Source organism: Kitasatospora sp. NPDC056651 (assembly GCF_042792155.1).
In the GTDB taxonomy this organism is placed as follows: Bacteria; Actinomycetota; Actinomycetes; order Streptomycetales; family Streptomycetaceae; genus Kitasatospora.
On sequence record NZ_JBHTWX010000053.1, the window covers coordinates 1 to 22,404 of the forward strand.

The following is a 22,404-nucleotide window of genomic DNA, read 5'->3' on the forward strand; positions in this document are numbered from 1 at the left end:
TCCCTCCTCGGTGCGAGGAGGGACGCCGGCCCTTTCGCCTTGGGGCGTCGGTTACTTGAGCCCGCCGTCCAGCGCGGACATCAGGGTGCCGGACGGGGTGTCGCCGGACAGCTCCCAGATCATCCCGCCGAGCAGGCCCTTCGACTTGAGGTAGGCCGTCTTCTGCGAGATCGACCAGGCGTCGTCGAAGGTCCACCACTGGCCGCCGGCTCCCGTGTAGCCGTACGTCGCGACCGACTTGGGATCGTGGTAGACGGTGAGGTTGGAGAGGCTGGTGATCAGGTTGTTGTACCCGCGGGTACCCGCCTCGTCGGAGAACTGGCCCGGTGCGGCGCCGTTCGCGGACTGCCAGGCGCCGTTCGCCCCGCCGTCCGTGACGCTCTGCCAGCCGCGTCCGTAGAACGGGAAGCCGATGGTCAGCTTGCGCGGGTTGACTCCGGCGTTCAGGTAGGTCTGGACGGCGGTGTCCACGCTGAAGTGGTTGGTGTAGGGGTCGTTCGGGTCGTTGTAGAGGTTGGAGGCGTGGCCGGTGCGGTTGGGCTCCCAGGAGTTGTCGCTGCCCGAGCCGTGGAAGTCGTAGCCCTGGACGTTGGCGATGTCCATCGAACCGAAGATCTTCGAGAGGTCCCAGCCGGCGGCGACCTTCGCCGGGTCGGCGGGGGTGAAGGCCGTGAGCAGCTTGTGGGAGCCGCCCAACCCGTCCAGCTGCTTGCGGAATTCGGCCATCAGCAGCGTCAGGTTGTCCTTGTCGTTGACGCTCCAGTGGTTGCCCGGGTGGCCGTCGCCGGAGCCGGGCCACTCCCAGTCGATGTCGAAGCCGTCGAAGATGCCCGCTGCCACGCCGTCGCCGCCGGCGCCGTTGTACGCGGGCAGGTTGCCCTTGATCCAGGTGTCGACGCAGGACTTGACGAACTTCTGGCGGGACGCGTCGGTGGCGGCGACGTCGGAGAAGTACTTGGAGTAGGTCCAGCCGCCGAGCGAGACGACCACCTTCAGGTTCGGGTACTTGGCCTTGAGCTTCTTCAACTGGTTGAGGTTGCCGCGGAGTTTGCCCCAGCCGTCGTCGGCCACGCCGTCGACCGACTGGGCGGCGCTCATCGGCCGGCCGTAGTCCGCGTCGGCGTCACCGGCGCCGGTGCCCTGGTCCGGGTCCTCCGGGTTGCCGGTGGTGCCCTTGGTGACGCCGGCCATGCACGTCAGGTTGACCGGATCGATGTTCTCGAAGGCGTAGTTGATGACGTCGAGCTTGGCGGCGGCGCCGGAGGTGTCCAGGTTCTTGACGAAGTACTGGCGGCCGTAGATGCCCCACTGGACGAAGTAGCCGACCCGGGCGTACTTCCCGGCGCCGACCAGGTCCGAGGTGGTCACGGTGAGCGGGGCGGAGGCGGGCGAGGCGTTGTCGGCGGGGTCGCGGGCCTTCACGGTGAACGTGTAGGTGGTGGACGGCGAGAGGCTGCCGACGGTCGCGGTGAGGGTGCTGCCGGTGACCGTGGCGACCAGCGTGCCGCCCTGGTAGACGTCGTACGCGGCGACCCGGACGTTGTCCGTGGCGGCGTTCCAGGCAAGCGTCACGTCCGACGAACTGACCGCGGTGGAGCGGAGGTTGGTCGGCGCGGTGGGCGGCTGGGTGTCGGTGGACGGGTCGAAGGTGGACGCCGTGACGGACGCGCTCACCGGACCGGTGTTGCCGCGGCTGTCCTTGGCCCGGACGGTCAGGGTGTAGGAGGTGGCCGGGGTGAGGCCGGTGGCCAGGGCGCTGGTGGTCGGGCTGGAGGCGAGGACGGTGCTGCCGTTCAGCACGTCGTAGGAGGCCACCGGGAAGTCCCCGCCGGTGGCGGCCGACCACTTCAGGGCGAGCGTGTGGGCGGTGGACTCGGTGACGGTCGGGGTGCCCGGAGCGGACGGCGGGACGTCGGGGGTGCCGTCGCACTTGTCGCCGTTGATGCGGCAGTTGAGCGGGGTGGAGACCGGGCCGTTGCCGACGAACCAGAAGCTGTACGGTTCGGTGGTGCTGTGGGCGTTGACCGTGGAGTTGTAGAACGCGGCCGTGGCGGTGACGTGCTGGCCGTTGACGGTGGCGGTGCCGTTGTAGCTGTTGCCGATGGTCACGCCGGACGGGAGGTCGAACTCCAGCGTCCAACCGCTCACGGCCGTCGCGTTGTCGTTGTGGACGATGTAGGTGCCCTGCCACCAGGAGCCGTTGTTGGCGGTGGTGAAGGTGGCGGTGAGCTTTCCGGCGGCGTTCGCCGGGGTGGCCAGCGCGGTGAGCGCGGCGAGGGGGAGGAGCAGGACGCTGAGCAGTGCGAGCAGTCTGCTGCGCACGCGCGGGCGTCCGGCCCGGGATCGAGCGGACATGGTTCTCCCTGTGATCGTGGGGGTTGAACAGGGTGACGTAGAACCGGGGTTGATCCGTGTGCGATCGGTGCCCGCGCCGTTGGGGAGGCGGGGCATGGGCACTGTAGGAGGACTGGACCAATGCGTCAACAGGTCTGTACCACTTGGGAGGTGGCGGCGGTGGTGGCGGGGGGTGGGCGTGGGGGTGGGGAGGTGAGTGACAGATGACAGATTTCAACTTCTGTTATCTGAAATCTGTTCTCTGTCATCCGTCATTCGTTGTCCGTCATCTGTTCGACCCCGTCAGCTCGTCCCCGAGCGGGCTGCGCCGGTACAGCACCGAGCGGCCGTGGCGGGCTTTGGTGACCAGGCCGGTGGCGGCCAGGACGGACAGGTGCTGGCTGACGGCGCCCGGGGTGACCCCCAGGCGGTAGGCGAGCTCGGTGGTGGAGGCGGCCTCGCCGAGCAGGGCCAGCAGCCGGGCCTTCGGTGCGCCGACCAGGGCCTCCAGGGCCTGCGGTGGCACCGGCGCGCCCCCGCCCACCATGCCCGCCTGTCCACGGGCCGGGTAACTGATCTGGGGCGCGCGGTCGTTGCCGATCATCGTGATCGCGCCGCGGACGAAGAAGGTCGGGCAGAGCACGAGCCCGCGTCCGTCCACCGGGGTCTCCACGTTCCGTTCCGTCCACCGCCGGTCGATCGACAGCACCCCGTCCTCCCAGTGGAGCCGGTGGTCCAGATCGGCGAACAGGGCCGCCGCTCCTTGTTGGGCGAGTAGCCGGGCGCGGTAGACCAGGTCGGCCTCCAGTACCGCACGGGCCTGCGGCCACCAGGTGGGTGCGAGGCACAGCTCCCAGTACTCCTCCAACGCGTCGGCGATCCGTGTCAGGAGCCGCTCCGGGTCGGAGAGCCCGGCGGCGAGCACGGTCGGCATCGGCTGGCCGTACAGGACGAAGGTCTGCTCGAGTTCGGGGCGCAGCTGCTCCGGCGGCAGTGTGCGGACGGTGGCCAGCTCGGTGCGGAACTCGGGGGAGGGGGAGGTCGGGCGGGGAGTCAGGAAGTCCGGGACGAAGCGGTTCTCGGCGACGAGCGAGAGCAGCAGGTGGGAGTCCAGGCGCTCGAACGCGGGCCTGAGCTGCTCGAAGGCCCGGGTCTGGAGGTGGTAGACGCCCGGGTGGGTCCACATCCGCAGGCTCAGCGCGGCCTCGTGGATCGGCGAGGCGGCGAACCACGTGGTGGCGAGGTCGGCCAGGCGGAGGGTGAACCGGTGCACGGGGGTGTCCTTCTGCGGAGATCGGGCCTTGGATTCAGCCAGAGCCTAAATGAGTACCTGGACCGGACCGGCGAGCGGTGGGATCGCCGCATGACCACCCCGACGGCGGAGTCCTCCGCGCCTTCTTCTGCTGTGCCCGAAAGTCCTGCCGGAACCGTGACCGCGACCGCCGCTGCGCAGGCAGGAGGAGGCGGGGTCCTCGGCGCTCTGCGACGGCGCCTGCACCCCGATCCGACGGTCCGTCGGCTGGCCGGGATCACCCTCGTCAACACGGTGGGCAACGGTCTGTCCCTCGCCGTCGCGGTGCTGTTCTTCACCCGGGTGCTCGGCCTGAGCGCCGCCCAGCTCGGCCTGGGGATGACCGCCGCCGGCCTGTGCGGGGTGATCGCCAGCGTGCCGGCCGGCCGGGCCGCCGATCGCTGGGGTGCCCGGCGAGTGCTGGTGGCACTGGTCACGGCGCAGGCGATCGGCACCGCCGGGTACGTGCTGGTGCACAGCTACCCGGCCTTTGTCGCACTGGCCTGCCTGGTCTCCGCCGTCGACCGGGGGTCCGCCGCCGTACGGAACGCGCTCTACGCCGAGGTGCTGCCCGCCGACCGCCGGGTGGCGGGCCGGGCCTATCTGAGGGTGGTGACCAACATGGGCCTCTGCGGAGGTACGGCGCTCGGCGCGATCGCGCTCCAGCTGGACACCCGGCCGGTCTACCTGACGGCGATCCTGGCCGACGCCGCGTCCTTCGTGGTCGTCGCCGTGCTGTTCCACCGTCTCGCCGACCCGAGGCGCCCGGCGGAAGGCGGCGTCGCGGCGGAGGGCGGCGTCGCGACCCCGCCCTCCGGCGAGGGCGCCGGGCAGGGCGGGCGTCGGAACCCGGCGCTGCGGGACGGCCCGTTCCTCGCCGTGACGGTGCTGAACGCCGTGCTCTGCCTCCAGTTCGCCGTCCTGGAGGTCGGGGTGCCGCTCTGGATCGTCCAGGAGACCGAGGCGCCTCGGGTCACCGTCGCCGGCACCCTGATCGTCAACACGCTGTTGGTGATCGCCCTTCAGATGCGGGCCACCAGGGGGACCGAGGAACGGGCGGGCGCCATCCGGGCCTGTGGCCGGGCCGGGCTGGTGCTCGCCGCCTCCTGCCTGGTCATCTCACTCGCCCACGGCCTGCCCGCGATCCTCGCGGCGGTGGTGGTGCTCGGCGGGGTGGCGCTCCAGTCGCTCGGAGAGGTGGTCGGGCAGGCGGGCGGCTGGGCGCTCAGCTACGACCTCGCGGGCGAACGCGACCACGGCGCCTACCAGGGCGTGTTCAACGCGGGTACCGCCGCCGCGATGATGGCCGGCCCGGCGCTGGTCAGCACCCTGGTGATCGGGTACGGCATGACCGGCTGGATCGTCCTCGGCGGGCTGTTGGCGGCGGCGGGCCTGGGCATGCGCCCCGCCGTGCGGTGGGCCGGGCGGCGGGCGGGTGACGGAATGACGGATGACAAGTAACAGCCGACAGATAACAGCTGACAGATTTCAACATCTGTCATCCGTTCGCTGTCATCCGACTCCGGTCACCAGGCAGCCCGCCTCCGGTCACCGGAGAGGTTGGCTCTGGCCGAGGGACGGGTGGGCGTGCCAGAGTCGTCCGGGCGCCGTCCGGGCAGCTCCCGGACCGCGCCCGCAGTCCGACCCACCCTCAGCCGGAAGGCAGGCCCCGCCGATGACCAGCGCAGCGCCCCTCGTCCGCGTCAGCACCGCCGACGCCGTCACCACGCTCATGCTCGACTCGCCGCACAACCGCAACGCGCTCTCCACCCGGTTGATGGCCGAGCTGCACGCCGGGCTGGCCTCCGCCGCGGCCGACCCCGAGGTCCGCGCGGTGGTGCTCGGGCACACCGGCAAGGTGTTCTGCGCGGGCGCGGACCTCTCCGAGGCGACCGGCGCCGACCCGACGGTCGGCCCGCGCGGCCTGGTCGAGCTCCAGCGGGCGATCGTCGACTGTGCCAAGCCGGTGATCGCCGTCATCGACGGACACGTACGGGCGGGCGGCCTCGGCCTGGTCGGCGCGGCGGACCTCGCCGTCGCGGGACCGGCCTCGACCTTCGCCTTCACCGAGGTCCGGCTCGGCCTTGCGCCCGCGGTGATCTCGCTGCCGCTGCGCCCGAAGCTGGAACCGCGCGCCGCCTCCCGCTACTACCTCACCGGTGAGGTCTTCGACGCCGCCGAGGCCGCCCGGATCGGGCTGATCACCAGCGCCACCGAGTCCGCCGAGGACACCGGCGTGGTGCTGAAGGCCCTGTTGGACGCGCTGCGCCAGGGCTCCCCGCAGGGCCTGGCGGAGTCGAAGCGGGTGGCCAACGCCGAGGTGGTGCGCTCCTTCGAACGGGACGCGGAGGAGCTGGTGGAGCTGTCGGCGCGGCTGTTCGGTTCGGCGGAGGCACAGGAGGGGATGCGGTCGTTCCTGGAGAAGCGGCCCGCTCGCTGGGTGCGCTGACCCCGAGGGCCCCGGGCGTTCCGCTCGCCCGCCCGGGGCCCTGACCGTCGCTCCGCGTCAGGAGGCGCCAGGGCGCATGAGAGCCCATCAAGGCGCGTCAGAGCACGTCAGAGCGCGTCGCGAGCGTCAAGCTCAGATCGTCGCCGCGTTGTGCCAGAGGTCGAGCAGGCTCTCGTCACCGCTCACCTCGACCTGCCGGGCCTGCCCGGCGGACAGCCGGTTCCAGAGCAGCGGGTAGAGCTCGTCGGCGGGACCGGCGAGGGTCAGGTCGGCAGGCGCCGGGGTCTCGCCGGTGGTGACGGTCGGCGGCTCCTGGGTGATCGTCAGGTGCCAGGAGCCGACGCCGTCGGTGGTCCGGACCAGGAGGGTGCGCCGTCGGTCGCTGCGCAGGGTGGCCCGGCCGCGGACCATGAGACCGCTCACCAGTTCGTCGATGCCGTCCGCGGCGAGCGTGGTGTCCACCGCCGGTCCGGGCACCCCGGCGGCCGCGTCGGCGTCGTGGCGGTGGATGGCGGTCTCGTGTGCCTGGCGCCGGGCCCAGAACGCCAGCGGGCTCGTCGAGGGCAGAAAGGTCCAGCATTCGACGTCGGACGGTGTCGAGGAGAGCGTGTCCACCAGCGCGGCGTGTCCCTCGCGGTACCAGGCGAGCAGCGCGTCGTCCGAGGGCACCGGCCCGACGGCGGCGAACTCGCCCGCCTGGCCCGGCCGTTCCCGCAACCCCTGGCCGAGGATGGAAGCGGCCCAGCGGTGGACGGAGCCGATGTGCCGCAGCAGGTCCGCCAGTTGCCACTTCGGGCAGGTCGGCACGGGGGCGGACAGCTCCGTACGGGCCGCGGCGTCGGCGAGGAGGAGGCCCTCGCGGCGCAGCGCGTCGATGTGCTCGGTGATCTCCATGGAGCGGAGTCTTCCATCGTTGTCGGCTGCCGGCCGTGGATTTCGGACATTCATTCGGCTGGTCCAGGGCTGGAGGCACTCTCACACGGACGGACGCGGCGCTGCTGGGGGTGGAGTCGGGCACTGCCGCCGATGGGGTGGAAGCGGCCGCCGTGATGTCGGACTCCCGACGGACGGGCGGACCCTACGGGCCGGTAACGTGAGCGCATGCCGATAACCCGTTCCCTCGTCTCAGCCGTCCGGGCTGGTGGCCGCCGCGCCGCCGGACGCCTCGTTCACCGGGGCTGGCGCTGGGTGCAGCGGACCGGCGCCGTCACCAACCTCAACCCCGGCCCGTACCGGTTCGGCGAGCTGGGCGACGGCACGAGCCTCGCGTTTCCGCTCGGAGCGGTGTTCAACGAGCAGTGGATCACCATCGGGCCGTTCTCGATCATCGGCGAGCGGGTCACCATCAGCGCCGGGTTCCTGCCCGGGCTCGACCTCGGGCCGGAGCCGATCCTGCGGATCGGTGGCGGCTGCGTGATCGGCCGGGACAGCCACGTCGTCGGCCACCAGTCGATCGTCATCGGCGATGACGTGTGGACCGGGCCGGGCGTCTACATCAGCGACCAGGCGCACGAGTACCGGGACACCGAGCTGCCGATCGGCAAGCAGTGGCCGCGCAACGAACCGGTGGAGATCGGGGCGGGCAGCTGGATCGGCACCGGCGCGGTGATCCTGCCGGGGGCGCGGATCGGGCGCAACGTGGTGGTCGCGGCGGGGGCGGTGGTGCGCGGCGAGGTGCCCGACCACAGCGTGGTCGCCGGGGCCCCGGCCAAGGTGGTGCGCCGCTGGACCGAGGAGGAGGGCTGGCAGCCGCCGCTGCGCCACGACGCTCCGCAGCCGGTGCCGGACGGCGTGACGGCGGAGCAGCTGCGGGCGCTGGTCGGCTGGGACCTCCGGTTGCCGGGTGAGCAGGGCTGAGTCGGCGCACCCGGCCCCTGGCGGAATGACGGGTCGGCCGCCCATGCGCTCCCTGTCGGGCGTGGCGGTGCGGTGGTGCGGCGGTCCCGGTCCCGGCCCCGGTCCGTCGGTGCGGCCGGTTCGCTGCGGTCCGTAGGGCGGTCGTCAGCGCGCGGGGCGGAACGTGACGACGGCGGTGGTGCCGCCCGGGCGCAGCTCGTGGGTGCCCGGGGTGTTGAGCAACGCGGCGTCGTAGCGTCCGAGTTCGAGGCTGTCGACGGTGGCGGTGCCGGTGAGGCAGACCAGGAGGACGGTGCTTCCGTCCGGGATGTCGAGGACGGTGTCCGAGGTCGTCAGGTCGACCGTGGCTTCGACCCGCCCGCGGCGCGTCATCACGTTGAAGTCGACCACCGGGCCGGCCGACAGCCGACAGTCGGTGACGGCGTCGCCGGAGAAGGCGAACGGCCGGAGCGGCGTGTCGACCAGGTGCTCGGTGCCGTCGACGGTGAGCGCCATGCCGGTGCCCTCGACCAGGGTGATCACCCGGTCGATGCCGGGGAACGGGGAGAACGGCCCGGCCGTGGCGACGTCCGCGAGGCTGACCCGCCAGTCGAAGGTGTTCAGCCCGGCTCCGGCCGGGAACCCGGCGACCTCCCTGGTCACCCCGCCTCCATTGAGCCACGCCGTTGCCGGGCGCTCACTCGCCCGCAGTACCTGGAAGCGCTCGCTGGTGGTCATGGGCCCGCATCCTGTCACATGACGGCTGACGGTTGACAGATGACAGATTTCAACATCTGTCATCTGTCATCTGTTAGTCGTCGCCTGTTGTCCGTCACCCGCCGCCTGACATCCGTTGCCCGTCACCGGCCGTCCGCTGTTCGCGGCCCCGCCGTCCGACTGCAAGTGGCAGCAGCGCCGCCACGGTGGCCGTGACCGTGACCGTGGTGAGGGCCAGCGGCAGTCCGGCCGCGTCGGCGAGGAAGCCGATCACCACCGGGCCGATCAGCATCCCCCCGTAGCCGAGCGAGGAGGCGAACGCCACACCCTGGGGGCCGCCGGCCGCCCCGGCCCGGGCGATGGCGAGCGGGAAGAGGTTGGCCAGGCCGAGGCCGACCAGCACGAACCCGCAGATCGCCACCGGCACCGCCGGGGCCAGGGCGGCGATCAGCATGCCGACCCCCGCCGTCAACCCGCCGAACAGCATCAACCGGGTCTGACCGAGCCGGATGGACAGCCAGGTGCCACCGACCCGCCCGCCCGCCATCGCGAACGCGTACGCGCCGTACCCGGTGGCAGCCACCACGGAGCTCGCGTGGACGTCATCGGTGAGGTGCAGTGTGGTCCAGTCGGCGATCGCGCCCTCGCCGTACGCGGTGCACAGCGCGGTCAGGCCCAGCAGCAGGACGAGCAGCCGGGTGTGCGCACGGACCGGACCCGAGCCGGCGCCCGCGTCCTCGGACCGCTCCGCCGCACGGTTCGCCCGTGCGGGCGTGACCGCTGTCGCCGCCGGGCTGCGCAGCAGGACGACGCCCGCGCCTGCGGTGACGGCCACGCCCAGCGCGGCGCTGAGCGCGAGTGCCCAGGCGGTGCTCAGCGGTCCGGCGAGCAACCCGCTGACGCCGGTGCCGACCAGTCCGCCGAAGCTGTACCCGGCGTGGAAACTGGGCATGACGGGTCGCCGCAGCTGTGCGACCAGGTCGACGGCGGCGCTGTTCATCGCGACGTTGGCCCCGCCGTACCCGGCGCCGAACAGCAGCAGCACCCCGCCGAGCGCGGTGACCGAGTGGGCGTGCGCGGGCAGCGGCACGGCCAGGCTGAGCAGGGCGAGCGAGCCGACGGTCACCGGGCGCGAGCCGTACCGCAGGCAGAGCCGGCCGATCAGTGGCATGGTGAGGACGGCGCCGATCGACAGGCAGAGCAGCGCGAGCCCGAGGGTGCTGTGCGAGGCGCTCACCTGGCTGCGGACGTCCGGGATGCGGACGACCCAGGCGGCGAAGAGGAAGCCGTCGATGGCGAAGAACGCGGTGAGGGCGACACGTGCCGGGCGCCAGGGGCTGTCGGCCGCCGGGGGTGTGCTGCGAGACTGGGGGGCGGGCTGGTCGGGTCGAGTGCGTGGACCAATTTTGTTTCGAAGCGACACAAAGTCACAATAGGGGCGTGCAGCTCTCACCATCAAGCCCGAGGCCCGGTACCGGAAACGACTTCGACGCGCAGCGCGACAGCCACCGCCGCGCGGCTCCCGACCGGGGCCGGACGCTGCTCGGCCCGGCGCTCTCCCTGATCCACACCGGCCGGACGCCGACCCGCTCGGCGCTCACCCGTGCCCTGGACGTCACCCGGGCCACCGCCGGCGCGGTCACCGCCGAACTCGAGGCGCTCGGCCTGATCGCCGTCGACTCGCGTCCGGCCGGCGGTGGCCGCGGACGCCCCTCGCACCGGCTCGCGATCGACCCGCGGGGCCCGGTCGTGATCGCCGGGCAGATCCACGCCGATGGGCTGAGCGTCACCCTGGCCGGCCTCGGCGGGTTGCTCGACCCGCCGGTCCACCTGCCGCTGCCCGCCGCGACCGACCCCGTTCGGATGCTGCGCGCCGTCGCCGTGGCGGGCGCCGAGCTCGCCCGTGCGAGCGACCGCCGCTGTCTGGGTGCCGCGCTCGCGCTGCCCAACCCGGTCACCGAGCCGGACGGCGCCGCCCTCGCCGCGCTGCACTTCGCCTGGCCCAGCGGCACACCGGTCGCCGACCTGTACGACGTCGAGGTCGGCCGCGCCGACCACGGCCCGAACGCGCTGCGCCCGCTGCCCACCGCGGTCGCCAACGACGCCAACCTGGCCGCGCTCGCCGAGTACCGGCACGGGGCCGGCCGCGGCGCCCGCCACCTGCTGTTCGTCACCTCCGGCCACAGCGGCGTCGGTGGCGCGCTGGTCATCGACGGCCACCTGCACACCGGCAGCGCCGGCCTCGCCCTGGAGGTCGGCCACCTCGCCGTCGACCCGCAGGGCCGACTCTGCAGGTGCGGCAACCGCGGCTGCCTCAACTCCGAGACCAGCCCCGACGCGCTGTTCGCCGCCGCCGGACTCACCCCGGAGCCCGGCCGCCCGCTGCTCGACCAGGCGCGGGAGCTGTGCCGGGCGGCCGCGACGGACGACCGCGCACGGGCGGCGGTGGAGCACGTCATCGACCGGCTCGGGCTCGGCCTGGCCGGCGTCGTCAACATCCTCAACCCCGACCGGGTGGCCCTCAGCGGGCTGCACCTCGACCTGCTGGAGGCCGCGCCGGACCGGCTGCGGTCGGTCGTCGCCGAACGCAGCTTGTGGGGGCGAAGCGGCCGGGTGCCGATCGTCGGCGCCGAGCTGGCGGACGGCGCGCTCGCGGGGGCGGCAGAGCTGGGCTGGGGGCCGTACCTGGCGGACCCGCAGTCGGTTCCGGTTCTGCCCTGACGGCGGCAGTCCGGACGTGATGGCGCCGAAGGCGATAAGCGGAAGCTGGTTCACCGGAAAAAGTCACTTATCGTGACTCTCCTACACTCGTAGTGAGCAACAGGGTTCACTGTGAGGGAGAAAGTCACCATGAGCACCCAGCCCGGCATCGAGCCGACTGTCGACGTCGACCGCTCCGACCCGGAGTACCGTGCCTGGCTCAAGGAGGCGGTGCGCAAGGTCCAGGCCGACGCCAACCGTTCCGCCGACACCCACCTGCTGCGCTTCCCGCTGCCCCCGGAGTGGGGGATCGACCTGTACCTCAAGGACGAGTCCACCCACCCGACCGGCTCGCTCAAGCACCGCCTGGCCCGCTCGCTCTTCCTCTACGGGCTCTGCAACGGCTGGATCCGGCCCGGCAAGCCGGTGATCGAGGCCTCCAGCGGCTCCACCGCCGTCTCCGAGGCGTACTTCGCCCAGCTCGTGGGCGTGCCGTTCATCGCTGTGATGGCCAAGAGCACCAGTCAGGCCAAGATCGACCTGATCCAGTTCCACGGCGGCGAGTGTCACCTGGTCGAGCGCCCGGACGAGGTGTACGAGGCGTCCGCCCGGCTCGCCGAGGAGACCGGCGGGCACTACATGGACCAGTTCACCTATGCCGAGCGGGCCACCGACTGGCGCGGCAACAACAACATCGCCGAGTCGGTCTTCGCCCAGCTGCGCCTGGAGCCGCATCCCGAGCCGGCCTGGATCGTGGCCACCGCCGGCACGGGCGGCACGTCGGCGACGATCGCCCGCTACGTGCACTACATGCAGTACGACACCCGGATCTGCGTCGCGGACCCGGAGAACTCCTGTTTCTTCGACGGCTGGGTGCGGCGCGATCCGGACGCCGTCTGCGAGAGCGGCTCGCGGATCGAGGGCATCGGGCGGCCGCGGATGGAGCCGAGCTTCGTGCCGGGGTCGATCGACCGGATGATGAGGGTGCCGGACGCCGCGTCGATCGCGGCGGTGCGGGTGCTGGAGCAGGTGCTCGGCAAGAAGGCGGGCGCTTCCACCGGGACGGGTCTCTGGAGTGCGCTGCGGATCGTCGCCGAGATGCGGGAGGCCGGGCGGACGGGCAGCGTGGTCGGCCTGATCTGCGACCCGGGGGACCGCTACCTGGACAAGTACTACTCGGACGACTGGCTGGCGGGTGAGCGGATCGACATCGCGCCCTACCGTGCGGCGCTGGAGTCCTTCCTCGCCGACGGCCCCTGGGCGGGCTGATCCGGCGTCGGACGGCGGCCGGCCGGGAGCCTGGGCGGCGAACAACGAACAACGAACAGCGAACGGATAACAGATGACAGCGAACAGATTCTGTTATCTGTTATCTGTTATCTGTTCGCTGTCATCTGTTATCCGCCATCCGTCACCCGTCCGCCGCCCCTCCGCCCCCACCCCTCACCGCTGGATCACCGCTCGCCCGCCCGCGAGGTCGATGCCCGTACGCTTCGGCGCGCCGTCGTGCTCGTCGTCCCGCAGCACCAGCTCCACCCGCCGTTGCTCCAGCTGCGCCCGCTTGCCCGGATAGAGCAGCGCGTGCAGCTCCTCCGTCGCGGTCGCACCCGCGCCGCGCCCACCGCCCGGCGCCGAGAGCCCCGTCGCCGCCGGGTGGGCGCGCAGCCGCCGTACCACCGCACCGAGGAAGAACACCACGACCAGTCCGGCCGGCAACAGCAGCCCGTCCGCCGCGCCCGTCAGCAGTACGCCCATGTCCACCTCAACGGCCGGGCCTGGCAGGCGAGTTCCCCCGTCGTCGAGCTACGGCAGCGAGGCCGCGGGCAAGTCCGCCGGGACGAGGAGCTGGAGCTCCTCCGTGGACGGGTCGGCGAGGTGGGCGACCCGCACCGCGTGCCGCTCGACCATGGTCTCGAAGACCTGCCGCGCGGCGCGCCCGTTACCGAAGTTGGGGCCGCGCTCCAGCCCGCCGAAGTGTTCCAGCAGCGCCTGCTCGGTCTCCTCGGAGAGCGCGTACTCGTGCTCCGCGCACTGTGCCCGGGCGATGTCCAGCAGTTCGTCCGCCGTGTAGTCCGGAAACCCGATGGTGCGGGAGAAGCGGGACGACACGCCGGGGTTGGCGGACAGGAAACGCTCCATCTCGGCGGTGTAGCCCGCGACGATGACGACCACCTCGTCCCGGTGGTCCTCCATCAGCTTGACCAGGGTGTCGATCGCCTCACGTCCGAAGTCGCGTGCCCCGTCCTCGGGTGCGAGCGTGTACGCCTCGTCGATGAAGAGCACCCCGCCCCGTGCCCGGTCGAAGGCGGCAGCGGTGCGGATCGCGGTGGATCCGATGTGCTCGCCGACCAGGTCCACCCGGGCCACCTCGACCAGGTGCCCGCGCTGGAGCACCCCGAGCGAGGCGAGGATCTCGCCGTAGAGCCGGGCGACGGTGGTCTTGCCGGTGCCCGGCGCGCCGGTGAAGACCAGGTGCCGGCGCAGCGAGGGCGCCTTGAGCCCGGCCTGGCGGCGGCGCCGGCCGACCGAGATCAGGTCGATCAGCGTGCGCACCTCCTGCTTCACGGTGGCCAGTCCGACCAGCGCGTCCAGTTCGGCGAGCGCCTCGTCGGCAGGCCGGCAGTCCGGGATCGGCGCGATCGCCGCCGAAGCCGCCGCGGAGGATGTCAACGCCGCGGCGGCCGCGGTCAGTTGGGCCGACCTCGGTGCCGGCACCTCGGCGGACCCGAACGCCGGCGCCAGCCCCGGCCCGCGCCCGGGAGAGGGCCCGGAACCGAGCCCGGGGCCCGACCCCGCCCCGCCACCGGGGGCGGCGGGAGCCGCCGGCACCGGAGCGGTCCCGACGTCGTCCGAGGTGCAGCCCTCGGCGACCGGCCCCGGCTCGGAGAACTCGAACCCGGCCCGTTGGTTGTGCTCCGCCCGGCACCGGATGAGCTGCGTCCGGCAGCCGTCGATGATGTGGAAGCCGAAGCCCTTGCCCTGGGAGACCCGGCAGTCCTCGAAGGTGCCGCGCCCCTGTGCGGAGACATACACCCCGGCGTCCGTGCTGGCCCGGACGGTGCAGTCGCGCAGCACCGGGTCGGCGCCCTTGGTGACGATCACACCGGTGGCCACGTCGGAGATCTCGCAGTCGGTGAGCAGCCCGCCGCTGCCGTGGTCGCGGAACCAGAGCCCGGTGCCCGCCTCCTGCACCCGGCAGGAGGCCAGGGAGACGGTGGCGCCGCCGCTGACCGAGACGGCCGAGCTGCGGATGCGGCTGAACGAGCAGCCCTCGGCGTGGGCGGCGGAGTCCCGGTCGAGGACGAACAGGGCGTCCGGCAGGTCGTGCAGGGAGCAGTCCGTGAGGGTCAGCCGGGCGCCGTCGCTGACCCACAGGGCCGGGTACTCGCCGGTCGAGCCGTGGATCTGGCAGGACTCGGCGACGGCCTCGGTGCCCTGGTCCCAGACCGACAGCGCCCCGCGGCCGAAGTTTCGCACGGTGCTGTTCGAGAGGGTCAGCCGGGCGCGTCCGCGCAGGTCCGCGCCGTTCTCCGGCAGGTCGTGCACCCGGCAGCCGGTGAGCACCAGCTCGGCCTCGCCGTCCAGGGTGAGGCCGTTGCCGGTGACCCGGTGGATCTCGCAGTCGACCAGCCGTCCGCCCGCCTGTGCCTCGGCCTGGACGCCGCTGCCGCGGATCTCGTAGATCTCGCAGTCGGTCAGCTCGGCCGCGCTGCCGGGGTCGGAGAGCAGGACGCCGGCGCCGGAGGCGTGGTGGATGCGGCAGCGGTCCAGCGCCGCGGTGGCGCCGCCGAGGACGGCCAGCCCGGCCTGTCCGGCGGCGGCGACCTCGCAGTCCTCGAACACGGCGGCGGTGTCCTCGCCGCGCAGCCGGAGACCGAGTCCGCCGGGGTTGGTGACGACGCAGCCGCGCAGGGTGGGCCGGGCGCCGCCGGTGACCTCGATGCCGGTGGCCGAGCGGGTCTCGACGCGGCAGCCGCTGAAGGCGGGCGTGGCCTGCGGTCCGGTGACCAGGACGGCCGGGGTGGAGCTGTCGCCGCCCTCGACCACCAGGTCGCGCACGGTCGCGGCGGCGGTCACCGTGAGCGCCACCCCGGAGGGCGGGTCGATCCGGACCGTCCCCGGCCCGTGGGCCGGGACGATCGTCACCGGCTTGTCCACCAGCACGTTCTCCCGGAAGGTGCCCGGTCGGACGGTCACGGTGTCGCCCGGTTCGGCGGCCGCGAGGGCCTCCGCGAGCGTGTCGTACTCGCCCGCTCGGCGACGCCAGCGGGATGCGCTGTCCTGGGTGACCCGGACCCTGTGCTCAGCCATGACGGTCTGTCGTCCCCACCTTCGTCGAGCCGGCGATCAACGGGCCGAACGCGCGGGGGTGCGCGGGCCGTCCGCCCACCGTAGCGCGCCCACGTGGGTGGTCCGGCCGTCCGCGGTCGCGCGGACACCGGCAGCGCTCACCGGCGCCACAGGTTCCGACCACTTGTTTCAACGAGCACGCACGGCGGTGGTTCCGTCCGGACGCGCCGCTTCCCGAGCGCTCGACGTGCTCGGCGCCGGTCCCGCGCGGCTGCCGCCCGCACGCTCAGTTCCCGTCGGCGGGCCAGTGCGCCCCGTCCTCCAGCACCTCGACCTCGTCGCCCAGCCGCAGCGTGCCGAGCGCGTCGCCCTCGACGCCGGCCGGCCGCTCGGGGATCAGGTTCTGCCCGAACGCGGCCTTGCGCAGCAGCCGGTGGTGCCGGGCCAGGGTGCGCAGCGGTTCCTTGCCGCGCCGCTCGCCGGTCTCCTGGTCGGTGGTGGTGACCACGCAGCGGCCGCACGGCTTGACCACCTTGAAGGTGACCGAGCCGATCCGGATCCGGCGCCAGGTGTCCTCGGCCCACGGCTCGGCGCCGCCGATCACCACGTTGGGACGGAAGCGCTCCATCGGCAGGGTCTCGTGGCCGTCCGGGTTCTCGGCGGCGATCAGCTCGTTGAGGCGGTCGAGCGAGGCGGTGGTGGCGAGCAGCAGCGGGAAGCCGTCGGCCATCGAGACGCTGTCGCCGGGCTGCCCGTACTCGGGGTCGACCGGCCGGGCCCGCGGGTCGTCCAGGTGCACCAGGCGGTAGTCGCCGAGGTGCTCGGCGATCCACTGGTGCGCTTTCTCGGCGGCCCCGGCGGCGCGGAAGCGGGTGCCCCAGACCTCGACCTCGGCGAGCGGGTCGCCGGTCGCGACGGTGGGGGCCGGGACCTCGATCCGGGAGCCGTCGGGGGCGGTCAGGGCGAGGGTGCCGTCGGGCAGCAGTCCGGCCCGGATCTGCCCGAGGGCCGGGTTCTCACGCTGGCTGACGAAGCGTCCGGTCGGGTCGGCGAGCATCCAGCGGCGGTCTCCGGCCAGGCCCCAGGGCTGGACCACGGCGTCGTCCGGGCTCAGGCGGTACATGGACTTGACGGGGTAGACGTGGAGTCCGGTGAGCTGCATTCCCCCATCCTGCCAGCCCGGTCCCGGCCCGCACGAAGGGCCCGGTACGCGCACGGACCGCCCGGGACGCCGTGGGGGCGTTCCGGGCGGTCCGTGGATGACCCGTTTCTCCGTTCGCCCGGCGTACGGGGGGCGCCGGGTGGTGCTCAGGTGGTGCGGGTGCTGGCCGCGTGGGGGCCGGCCTCGGTGTGGCGGTGGTTCAGTAGCCCTGGCCCTGCGACTGGTAGCCGCCGTTGCCCTGGCCCGCCGCGTTGAAGGAGCCGTGACCGGGCTCGCCGTACGGGCCGGGCCGCTGCGGCTGCATCGGGCGGACCGGCGCGACCGGCGCCATGGCCGGGCGCAGCTGGGCGCCGCCGGGGGACTGGTCGCCGGCCTGGCCGGGGAAGCCGGGGCCGCCGGCGGTCGGGCCGCCGAAGGACTGCGGGCCGCCGAAGCCCTGCGGACCGGTGGCCTGGCCCTGGCCGAAACCGCCCGGGTTGCCGGCCGGCTGCGCGCCGAAGGTCTGCGGGCCGCCCTGGGCGCCGATGAAGGTGTTCTGGCCGCCGAAGCTCTGGCCGCCGGTCGGCTGGTAGCCGCCGCTGGCGGTCTGGGTGAAGCCGGGGGTGCCGGCCTGGGGCCGCTGGTACGGCTGGGGGGCGCCGTAACCGGGGACCGGAGGCTGCGGGGCGGCGTACGCCGGCGCGGGCTGCGCGGGGATGTACGCCGTGGCGGGGCCGGCGGACGGGCCGCTGCTCGGGCCGGGGCCCAGGGCGAGGCGGGCGGGCGGCAGCGCGGGGAGGTTGCTGCCGGCACTTTCGTACCCGTTGCCGTAGCGGTTCTCGTAGGACTGGCCGAGGCCGGATCCGTAACCGGACGACAGGGCCGGCGGCAGGGCGGCCGGCACGTTGATGGGCGCGATCTGGGGGACGCCGCGCTCAGCCACGAGGCTGTCGTAGATCGGCGTGCCGGAGGAGAAGGACGGAGAGGGGTAGCCGACTCCGTCGTAGGAGCGGGGCGAGGTCATGGGGCATACGGTAAGCCCACAACGAGTCTGCTGAGGAGAGCGGGAGGGGGAGCAGTTCGACTGTTTACACAGTCTTCGCTCGCACAAAAGTTTCGAAAGTAGGAAAGGCGGACATTCCGGAGTCCGGTTCCGGACAACCTTGGCGGCCCGTCAGTGATCGAACAGGGCGCGGACGGAGGCCTCGGAAGGGCATGTGGTGACTGGCCGGTACACGGTCAGGGGTCCGGTGGAGAAACTTCTTCCGTCGACGGCGTGCGCCGGAGCGTTCGAGCCCCCGCCGAGGATGCGACGGGGGCTCGTGAATGTTTGGGGAATAAAGTTCCCGTCAGCTCGCCGGGCGCCCGGTCCGGGCCGCGACCTGCGTCGTCGCCCTGCACCGCCGACCCGCGTCGCCCCTGGTCGTCGACGCCCACCGCCGTCCGGCACCGAGGATTCAGTGCGCCTGCAGTGCCTGGGTCTGCGCGGGCACGGCCGGCTTGCCGACCTCGGAGGTGCAGAACGAGCACCGGGTCGCGGCAGCCGGGATGGAGCTCAGGCACTCGGGGCAGTCCACCTTCGCGGCCGGCTCGGGCGTGGCCGATTCGAAGCGCCGCTGGAGCCTGCCGACCGGCAGCACCACGACGAAGTAGAGGACGGCGGCGGTCAGCACGAAGCCGATGAGCGCGTTGACGAAGACGCCGTACGGGAACCGGGTGCCGGCCACGTCGAAGGTCTTCTGGGTGAAGTCGCCGACGGCGCCGGAGGCGACCCCGACCAGCGGCGTGAGGAAGGCGGTGACGAACCCGGTGACGACGGCGGTGAAGGCCGCGCCGATCACGATGCCGACCGCGAGGTCCACCACGTTTCCGCGCAGCAGGAAGCTGCGGAATCCCTTGAACACCGGGTGACTCCAAATCCTTACGGGGACGGGGGAGATGGGGCGGCGCGGCGGGCGCCGCCCCCGGCCGGACATCCTGCCGACCGGCCCGGGCCGAGGTCCAACCGCGTTCACCCGATCCGCGTAACCGCCTCGGCGCCCCGTGCCGACCGGCCGGGCGTGGCGGGGACGCTCCGCGTACCGGTCTTTCGGCGCTCGAACACCAGGCCCGGCTCCGGGGCCCAACTGGAAGTCCCGACCCGGCATTTGACGTGGGCATGTGCCGGTTCGGGGCGGCGGCTACCCGGCGCGACGGGGCGGACCGGAGCGCGGCAGGGGGCGAGGCGGGGCGCGCGGTGGTCGCAACCGGCGCACGACGGAGGCCCCGTGGCGCACATCGGGTGTACAAGTACGGGCGGATGGACCACCACCAGGTTGCGCGAAGGGGATGTACCGGGCGGAGCACTGTGCCAAGGTCGGTCCATGCCCGACCATTTGTCGGCCGATCCGGCCGGAAACCGTCCGCGTGTCCTGCACCTGATCAGTGACTCACGCCGTGGCGGCGCACAGAACTTCGCCCGTGACCTCCACCGGGAACTGAACCGTCGAGGCCAGTCCTCCGCGCTGTGCGCCCTCGCCCCGCACCCGGCCGTCCAGCCCGGCCCCGCCGACGCGGGCCCGGATTCCGCAGGCCAGGGCCCCGCGGCCCTGGGAGCGGCCGACTGCTCGGACGCCTCCGGTCTGCGCTCCGCCGCCGTACTCGGCCCCGGCCGTCTGCGCCCGAGTACGCTCCGGGCGCTGCGATCCGCCGCCCGCGCCGCCGACGTGGTGCTCGCCCACGGCTCGGACACCCTGGCCGCCTGCGCCCTCGCCCTCGCCGGGACCGGTACGCCCTTCGTCTACGTCTCGGTCGGCCACCCGCGCTACTGGACCGCCAACCGCCTGCGCCGGGTGCGCGGCGGCGCGCTGATGCACCGCGCGGCCGCCGTCACCACGCTCACCGACGAGGCGCGCGCCGTGCTGGAGGAGCAGTTCCGGCTGCCCGAGGGCAAGGTGCACGTGATCCCCAACTCCCGTGCCGCCGAGAGCTATCCGCCGGCCGACGGCCGGGACGACCGGCGTGCCGCGCGGCACGAGCTGGGCCTGCCCGCGGATGTGCTGCTGGTCGCCTGGATCGGGGCGATAGCTCCGGAGAAGCGGCTCGACCTCGCCCTCGACGTGCTCGACCGGCTGCCGGACGTCCGGCTCGCCATCGCCGGGGACGGCCCGCTGCGCGAGACACTGGCCCGCCATCCGGCCGCCGCCCGCGCCCACTTCCTCGGCCCGCTGCCCGACCCGGCCCCGCTCTACCGGGCCGCCGACGCGCTGCTGCTCACCAGCGACAGCGAGGGCGTTCCGGGCGCGCTGATCGAGGCGGCGCTGGCCGGGGTGCCCGCCGTGGCCACCGACGTCGGCTGGGTGCGCGAGGTGGTCCGGGACGGTGCCACCGGTGCGCTGGTCGCCCCCGGGGACCCGCTCGCCCTCGCCGAGGCGCTGGGCAAGGTGCTGGCGGTCAACCGGGCGGGCCTCGGCGCCGCGGCCCGGGCGCACGCGCTGGAGCACTTCGAGCTGGGCGCCGTCGTGGACGCCTGGCAGGGGCTCGTCGCCGAGGTGTGGACGGCGGGCGTGGAGGCCGCCCGCTGATCACATCGCTCCTGTAGGCCGCGCCGCCCCGCGGGTCGTTCGCCCGGTTCGCCCGGTGGTGTTCCCGGTCGCCCCGGGCCGTCCGTGTGGCCCGGTTGCGCCGTCCGGGTGAATCCGGTCCGCCGCGCCCGCGAGACCGGCCGGTAGCCAACCGCCATCAGCACACTGCCCGGTGTGAACTCGAAGACGCTGCTGCGCTCCACAGTCCTGCTCGCCGTCGCCGCGGGGATCGCCGTGTCCCCCGTACAGGCCGGCGCGATGACCCACCGAAACCCCGTCGAGGGCGTCCAGTTCGTCAAGCTCGACCATCCGCAACCGGTGTCCGAGAGCGCCCGTACGGAGGCGGTCGAGTTCTTCTGGTACGACTGCGTCCACTCCCAGGCGCTCGAACAGCCCTTGCAGTCCTGGGCCGGGAGGCACCGCGCCGATGTGACGCTGCGCCGCGTCCCGGCGATCTGGCCCGGCGGCGCGACCGAGGAGGTGCAGCGCGGCCACGCGCGCCTGTACTACACGCTGGAGCAGCTCGGCCAGGTCGACCGCCTCCAGGTCGACGTCTTCCGCGCCGTGCGCAACGACCGGGCCGACCTCACCACCGAGACGGGTGCGACCGGTTGGGCCGCTCGCCACGGCATCGACGCCCAGCGCTTCGGCGAGACGTACCGCTCCGCTGCGGTGCGGCAGTCGGTCGACGAGGCGGCCGCCGCCTTCACGCGCTACGGCATCGAGGAGCTGCCGACGGTCGTCGTCGAGGGCGAGTACCGCACCTCGCCGACCAAGGCGGGCGGGGTCGAGCAGATGCCCGGGGTGCTCGACTACCTGGTGCGGGAGGAGCAGGCGAAGGCCCACTGAAGCTTCGCGCCCGTGCCTACCCGCGCCGCGACCTGCCCCGGCCCGCTCAGACCCGCTCAGACCCGCTCAGACCCGGGAGTAGGTCCGGCCCTTCCACGCGGCACCCCGGCCGCGCCAGTGCTGCACCGCCGAGTCCACCGTCATCAGCAGGTACAGCCCCGCCGTGAACGGCAGCAGCAGCACGGCCGGGGCCGGCTGCCCGTAGTACCGGACCATCGGCAGGTAGGTGCCGGCCATCAGCGCCCATGCCGCCCCGCCCGAGACCGCCACCGCCGGCGACCCCGCCACCAGCCCGGCCACCATCGCCACCGGCGGCACCAGGTACACCAGCGCCAGCCCCAGCACCGTTCCGAGCAGCAGCAGCGGTGAGTGCCTGAGCTGGGCGTACGCACTGCGCGACACCATCCGCCACAGTTGCTCCAACCGCGGGTACGGGCGGACGCTGTCCACGCCGTCGGCGAGGCCCAGCCAGGTCCGGCCGCCGGTGGACTTCACGGCCCGGGCCAGCGACACGTCGTCGATCACCGCGCCGCGGATCGCGGCCACCCCGCCGGCCCGCTCCAGCGCGTCGCGCCGCACCAGCGAACAGCCGCCGGCCGCTGCCGCCGTACGGGCACCGGGGCGGTTGCTCCGGCGGAACGGGTACAGCTGGGCGAAGAAGTACACGAAGGCCGGCACGATCAGCCGCTCCCAGCCGGTCCTCACCCGCAGCCGGGCCATCTGCGACACCAGGTCCAGCCCGTTGCTCTCGGCGGCGGCCACCAGCTCGGCCAGCGAGTCCGGGCCGTGCGCGATGTCGGCGTCCGTCAGCAGCAGGTAGTCGGCGTCCGGACCGGCCAGCTCCACGCCGTGCCGCAGTGCCCACAGCTTGCCGGTCCAGCCCGGTGGCAGCGGGGGAGGGATGGTGACGGTCAGCTCCAGCCCGTCGATCGTCCGCAGCTCCGCCGCCAGCGCGCCCGTGCCGTCCGAGCTGTGGTCGTCCACCAGGATCACCCGGGCCCGTCCCGGGTACTTCTGGGCGAGCAGCGTCGGCAGGCTCACCGGGAGCACCGACGCCTCGTCCCGGGCCGGCACCACGATCGCGGCCTGCGGCCAGCGGACCGGCGGGCGGCGCGGCGGCAGCCGGACGTCGGTGCGCCAGAACAAGCCGTGGCAGCACGCCAGCCAGAGCCAGACCAGCAGGGAGAACGCGGCGATCCACAGCAGGACGGTCACCCCGGCAGTCTGCCGCAGA

At 73.2% G+C, this 22,404-nt stretch carries 18 protein-coding genes; 7 read left to right on the forward strand and 11 right to left on the reverse strand.

Annotated elements, in window-relative coordinates; all coding sequences use genetic code 11:
• Window positions 1–51: 51 nt before the first annotated feature.
• Together ACFRAR_RS21110 and ACFRAR_RS21115 are read right to left on the reverse strand one after the other, a co-directional pair.
• The gene (locus ACFRAR_RS21110) at window positions 52–2,355 is read right to left on the reverse strand and encodes a glycosyl hydrolase family 18 protein (RefSeq protein ID WP_380699646.1); all 2,304 of its coding nucleotides are present in this window, start codon (window positions 2,353–2,355) and stop codon (window positions 52–54) included.
• Window positions 2,356–2,620: 265 nt separating this feature from the next.
• Window positions 2,621–3,607, reverse strand: coding sequence for an ArsR/SmtB family transcription factor (locus ACFRAR_RS21115; RefSeq protein WP_380699647.1), 987 nt, complete (start codon window positions 3,605–3,607; stop codon window positions 2,621–2,623).
• 156 nt (window positions 3,608–3,763) lie between these two features.
• Here ACFRAR_RS21115 and ACFRAR_RS21120 point away from each other — a divergent pair, with 156 nt between their 5' ends.
• A complete protein-coding gene (locus tag ACFRAR_RS21120; RefSeq protein ID WP_380699649.1) occupies window positions 3,764–5,086 on the forward strand; it encodes an MFS transporter in 1,323 nt (440 codons plus the stop codon).
• 214 nt (window positions 5,087–5,300) lie between these two features.
• Window positions 5,301–6,074 carry an enoyl-CoA hydratase family protein gene (locus tag ACFRAR_RS21125; RefSeq protein WP_380699651.1) on the forward strand — a complete coding sequence of 258 codons (774 nt, stop codon included), beginning with the start codon at window positions 5,301–5,303 and terminating at the stop codon, window positions 6,072–6,074.
• A gap of 132 nt (window positions 6,075–6,206) precedes the next feature.
• Here ACFRAR_RS21125 and ACFRAR_RS21130 read toward each other — a convergent pair whose 3' ends face one another.
• Window positions 6,207–6,968 carry a maleylpyruvate isomerase family mycothiol-dependent enzyme gene (locus tag ACFRAR_RS21130; protein WP_380699653.1) on the reverse strand — a complete coding sequence of 254 codons (762 nt, stop codon included), beginning with the start codon at window positions 6,966–6,968 and terminating at the stop codon, window positions 6,207–6,209.
• 207 nt (window positions 6,969–7,175) lie between these two features.
• Between ACFRAR_RS21130 and ACFRAR_RS21135 the strand changes: the two genes are divergently transcribed.
• Entirely contained in the window at window positions 7,176–7,931 is a 756-nt protein-coding gene (locus tag ACFRAR_RS21135) for an acyltransferase (protein ID WP_380699654.1), read from the forward strand.
• A gap of 144 nt (window positions 7,932–8,075) precedes the next feature.
• On the opposite strand, the gene ACFRAR_RS21140 is transcribed toward ACFRAR_RS21135, so the two are convergent.
• Both ACFRAR_RS21140 and ACFRAR_RS21145 read right to left on the reverse strand, forming a co-directional pair.
• Complete coding sequence (locus tag ACFRAR_RS21140; protein WP_380699655.1) at window positions 8,076–8,648, reverse strand: HutD family protein; 573 nt, start codon at window positions 8,646–8,648, stop codon at window positions 8,076–8,078.
• Between the two features lie 94 nt (window positions 8,649–8,742).
• On the reverse strand, window positions 8,743–10,050 hold the full coding sequence (locus ACFRAR_RS21145) for an MFS transporter (RefSeq protein ID WP_380699657.1): 1,308 nt from the start codon (window positions 10,048–10,050) through the stop codon (window positions 8,743–8,745).
• 17 nt (window positions 10,051–10,067) lie between these two features.
• On the opposite strand from ACFRAR_RS21145, the gene ACFRAR_RS21150 reads away from it, so the two are divergent.
• Both ACFRAR_RS21150 and ACFRAR_RS21155 read left to right on the forward strand, forming a co-directional pair.
• Window positions 10,068–11,348, forward strand: coding sequence for an ROK family protein (locus ACFRAR_RS21150; RefSeq protein ID WP_380699658.1), 1,281 nt, complete (start codon window positions 10,068–10,070; stop codon window positions 11,346–11,348).
• Between the two features lie 129 nt (window positions 11,349–11,477).
• Window positions 11,478–12,596, forward strand: a complete 1,119-nt coding sequence (locus tag ACFRAR_RS21155; RefSeq protein WP_380699659.1) for a PLP-dependent cysteine synthase family protein — start codon at window positions 11,478–11,480, stop codon at window positions 12,594–12,596.
• Window positions 12,597–12,770: 174 nt separating this feature from the next.
• On the opposite strand, the gene ACFRAR_RS21160 is transcribed toward ACFRAR_RS21155, so the two are convergent.
• The 5 genes from ACFRAR_RS21160 to mscL all read right to left on the reverse strand — a co-directional run bounded on the left by ACFRAR_RS21160 (window position 12,771) and on the right by mscL (window position 18,662).
• Window positions 12,771–13,082: a DUF6191 domain-containing protein gene (locus tag ACFRAR_RS21160; RefSeq protein ID WP_380699660.1), complete on the reverse strand. Its 312-nt coding sequence runs from the start codon at window positions 13,080–13,082 to the stop codon at window positions 12,771–12,773.
• A gap of 48 nt (window positions 13,083–13,130) precedes the next feature.
• Complete coding sequence (locus tag ACFRAR_RS21165) at window positions 13,131–15,638, reverse strand: right-handed parallel beta-helix repeat-containing protein (protein WP_380699661.1); 2,508 nt, start codon at window positions 15,636–15,638, stop codon at window positions 13,131–13,133.
• Between the two features lie 265 nt (window positions 15,639–15,903).
• Window positions 15,904–16,779, reverse strand: coding sequence for an MOSC domain-containing protein (locus tag ACFRAR_RS21170; protein WP_380699662.1), 876 nt, complete (start codon window positions 16,777–16,779; stop codon window positions 15,904–15,906).
• Window positions 16,780–16,978: 199 nt separating this feature from the next.
• On the reverse strand, window positions 16,979–17,782 hold the full coding sequence (locus ACFRAR_RS21175; protein ID WP_380699663.1) for a DUF6643 family protein: 804 nt from the start codon (window positions 17,780–17,782) through the stop codon (window positions 16,979–16,981).
• 433 nt (window positions 17,783–18,215) lie between these two features.
• Window positions 18,216–18,662 carry a large conductance mechanosensitive channel protein MscL gene (mscL, locus tag ACFRAR_RS21180; protein ID WP_380699664.1) on the reverse strand — a complete coding sequence of 149 codons (447 nt, stop codon included), beginning with the start codon at window positions 18,660–18,662 and terminating at the stop codon, window positions 18,216–18,218.
• 459 nt (window positions 18,663–19,121) lie between these two features.
• On the opposite strand from mscL, the gene ACFRAR_RS21185 reads away from it, so the two are divergent.
• Window positions 19,122–20,321, forward strand: coding sequence for a glycosyltransferase family 4 protein (locus tag ACFRAR_RS21185; RefSeq protein WP_380699665.1), 1,200 nt, complete (start codon window positions 19,122–19,124; stop codon window positions 20,319–20,321).
• Window positions 20,322–20,495: 174 nt separating this feature from the next.
• Window positions 20,496–21,170, forward strand: coding sequence for a thiol:disulfide interchange protein DsbA/DsbL (locus ACFRAR_RS21190; RefSeq protein WP_380699666.1), 675 nt, complete (start codon window positions 20,496–20,498; stop codon window positions 21,168–21,170).
• Window positions 21,171–21,236: 66 nt separating this feature from the next.
• On the opposite strand, the gene ACFRAR_RS21195 is transcribed toward ACFRAR_RS21190, so the two are convergent.
• Window positions 21,237–22,385 carry a glycosyltransferase gene (locus tag ACFRAR_RS21195; protein ID WP_380699667.1) on the reverse strand — a complete coding sequence of 383 codons (1,149 nt, stop codon included), beginning with the start codon at window positions 22,383–22,385 and terminating at the stop codon, window positions 21,237–21,239.
• Window positions 22,386–22,404: the final 19 nt, after the last annotated feature.

Bases quoted from the DNA above. Each gene is read 5' to 3' on its own strand.
- ACFRAR_RS21160 (WP_380699660.1), bottom strand. From the start codon at position 13,082: ATGGGCGTACTGCTGACGGGCGCGGCGGACGGGCTGCTGTTGCCGGCC.
- ACFRAR_RS21135 (WP_380699654.1), top strand. From the start codon at position 7,176: ATGCCGATAACCCGTTCCCTCGTCTCAGCCGTCCGGGCTGGTGGCCGC.
- ACFRAR_RS21170 (WP_380699662.1), bottom strand. From the start codon at position 16,779: ATGCAGCTCACCGGACTCCACGTCTACCCCGTCAAGTCCATGTACCGC.
- ACFRAR_RS21185 (WP_380699665.1), top strand. From the start codon at position 19,122: ATGCCCGACCATTTGTCGGCCGATCCGGCCGGAAACCGTCCGCGTGTC.
- ACFRAR_RS21175 (WP_380699663.1), bottom strand. From the start codon at position 17,782: ATGACCTCGCCCCGCTCCTACGACGGAGTCGGCTACCCCTCTCCGTCC.
- ACFRAR_RS21155 (WP_380699659.1), top strand. From the start codon at position 11,478: ATGAGCACCCAGCCCGGCATCGAGCCGACTGTCGACGTCGACCGCTCC.
- ACFRAR_RS21140 (WP_380699655.1), bottom strand. From the start codon at position 8,648: ATGACCACCAGCGAGCGCTTCCAGGTACTGCGGGCGAGTGAGCGCCCG.
- ACFRAR_RS21110 (WP_380699646.1), bottom strand. From the start codon at position 2,355: ATGTCCGCTCGATCCCGGGCCGGACGCCCGCGCGTGCGCAGCAGACTG.
- ACFRAR_RS21125 (WP_380699651.1), top strand. From the start codon at position 5,301: ATGACCAGCGCAGCGCCCCTCGTCCGCGTCAGCACCGCCGACGCCGTC.
- ACFRAR_RS21130 (WP_380699653.1), bottom strand. From the start codon at position 6,968: ATGGAGATCACCGAGCACATCGACGCGCTGCGCCGCGAGGGCCTCCTC.
- ACFRAR_RS21165 (WP_380699661.1), bottom strand. From the start codon at position 15,638: ATGGCTGAGCACAGGGTCCGGGTCACCCAGGACAGCGCATCCCGCTGG.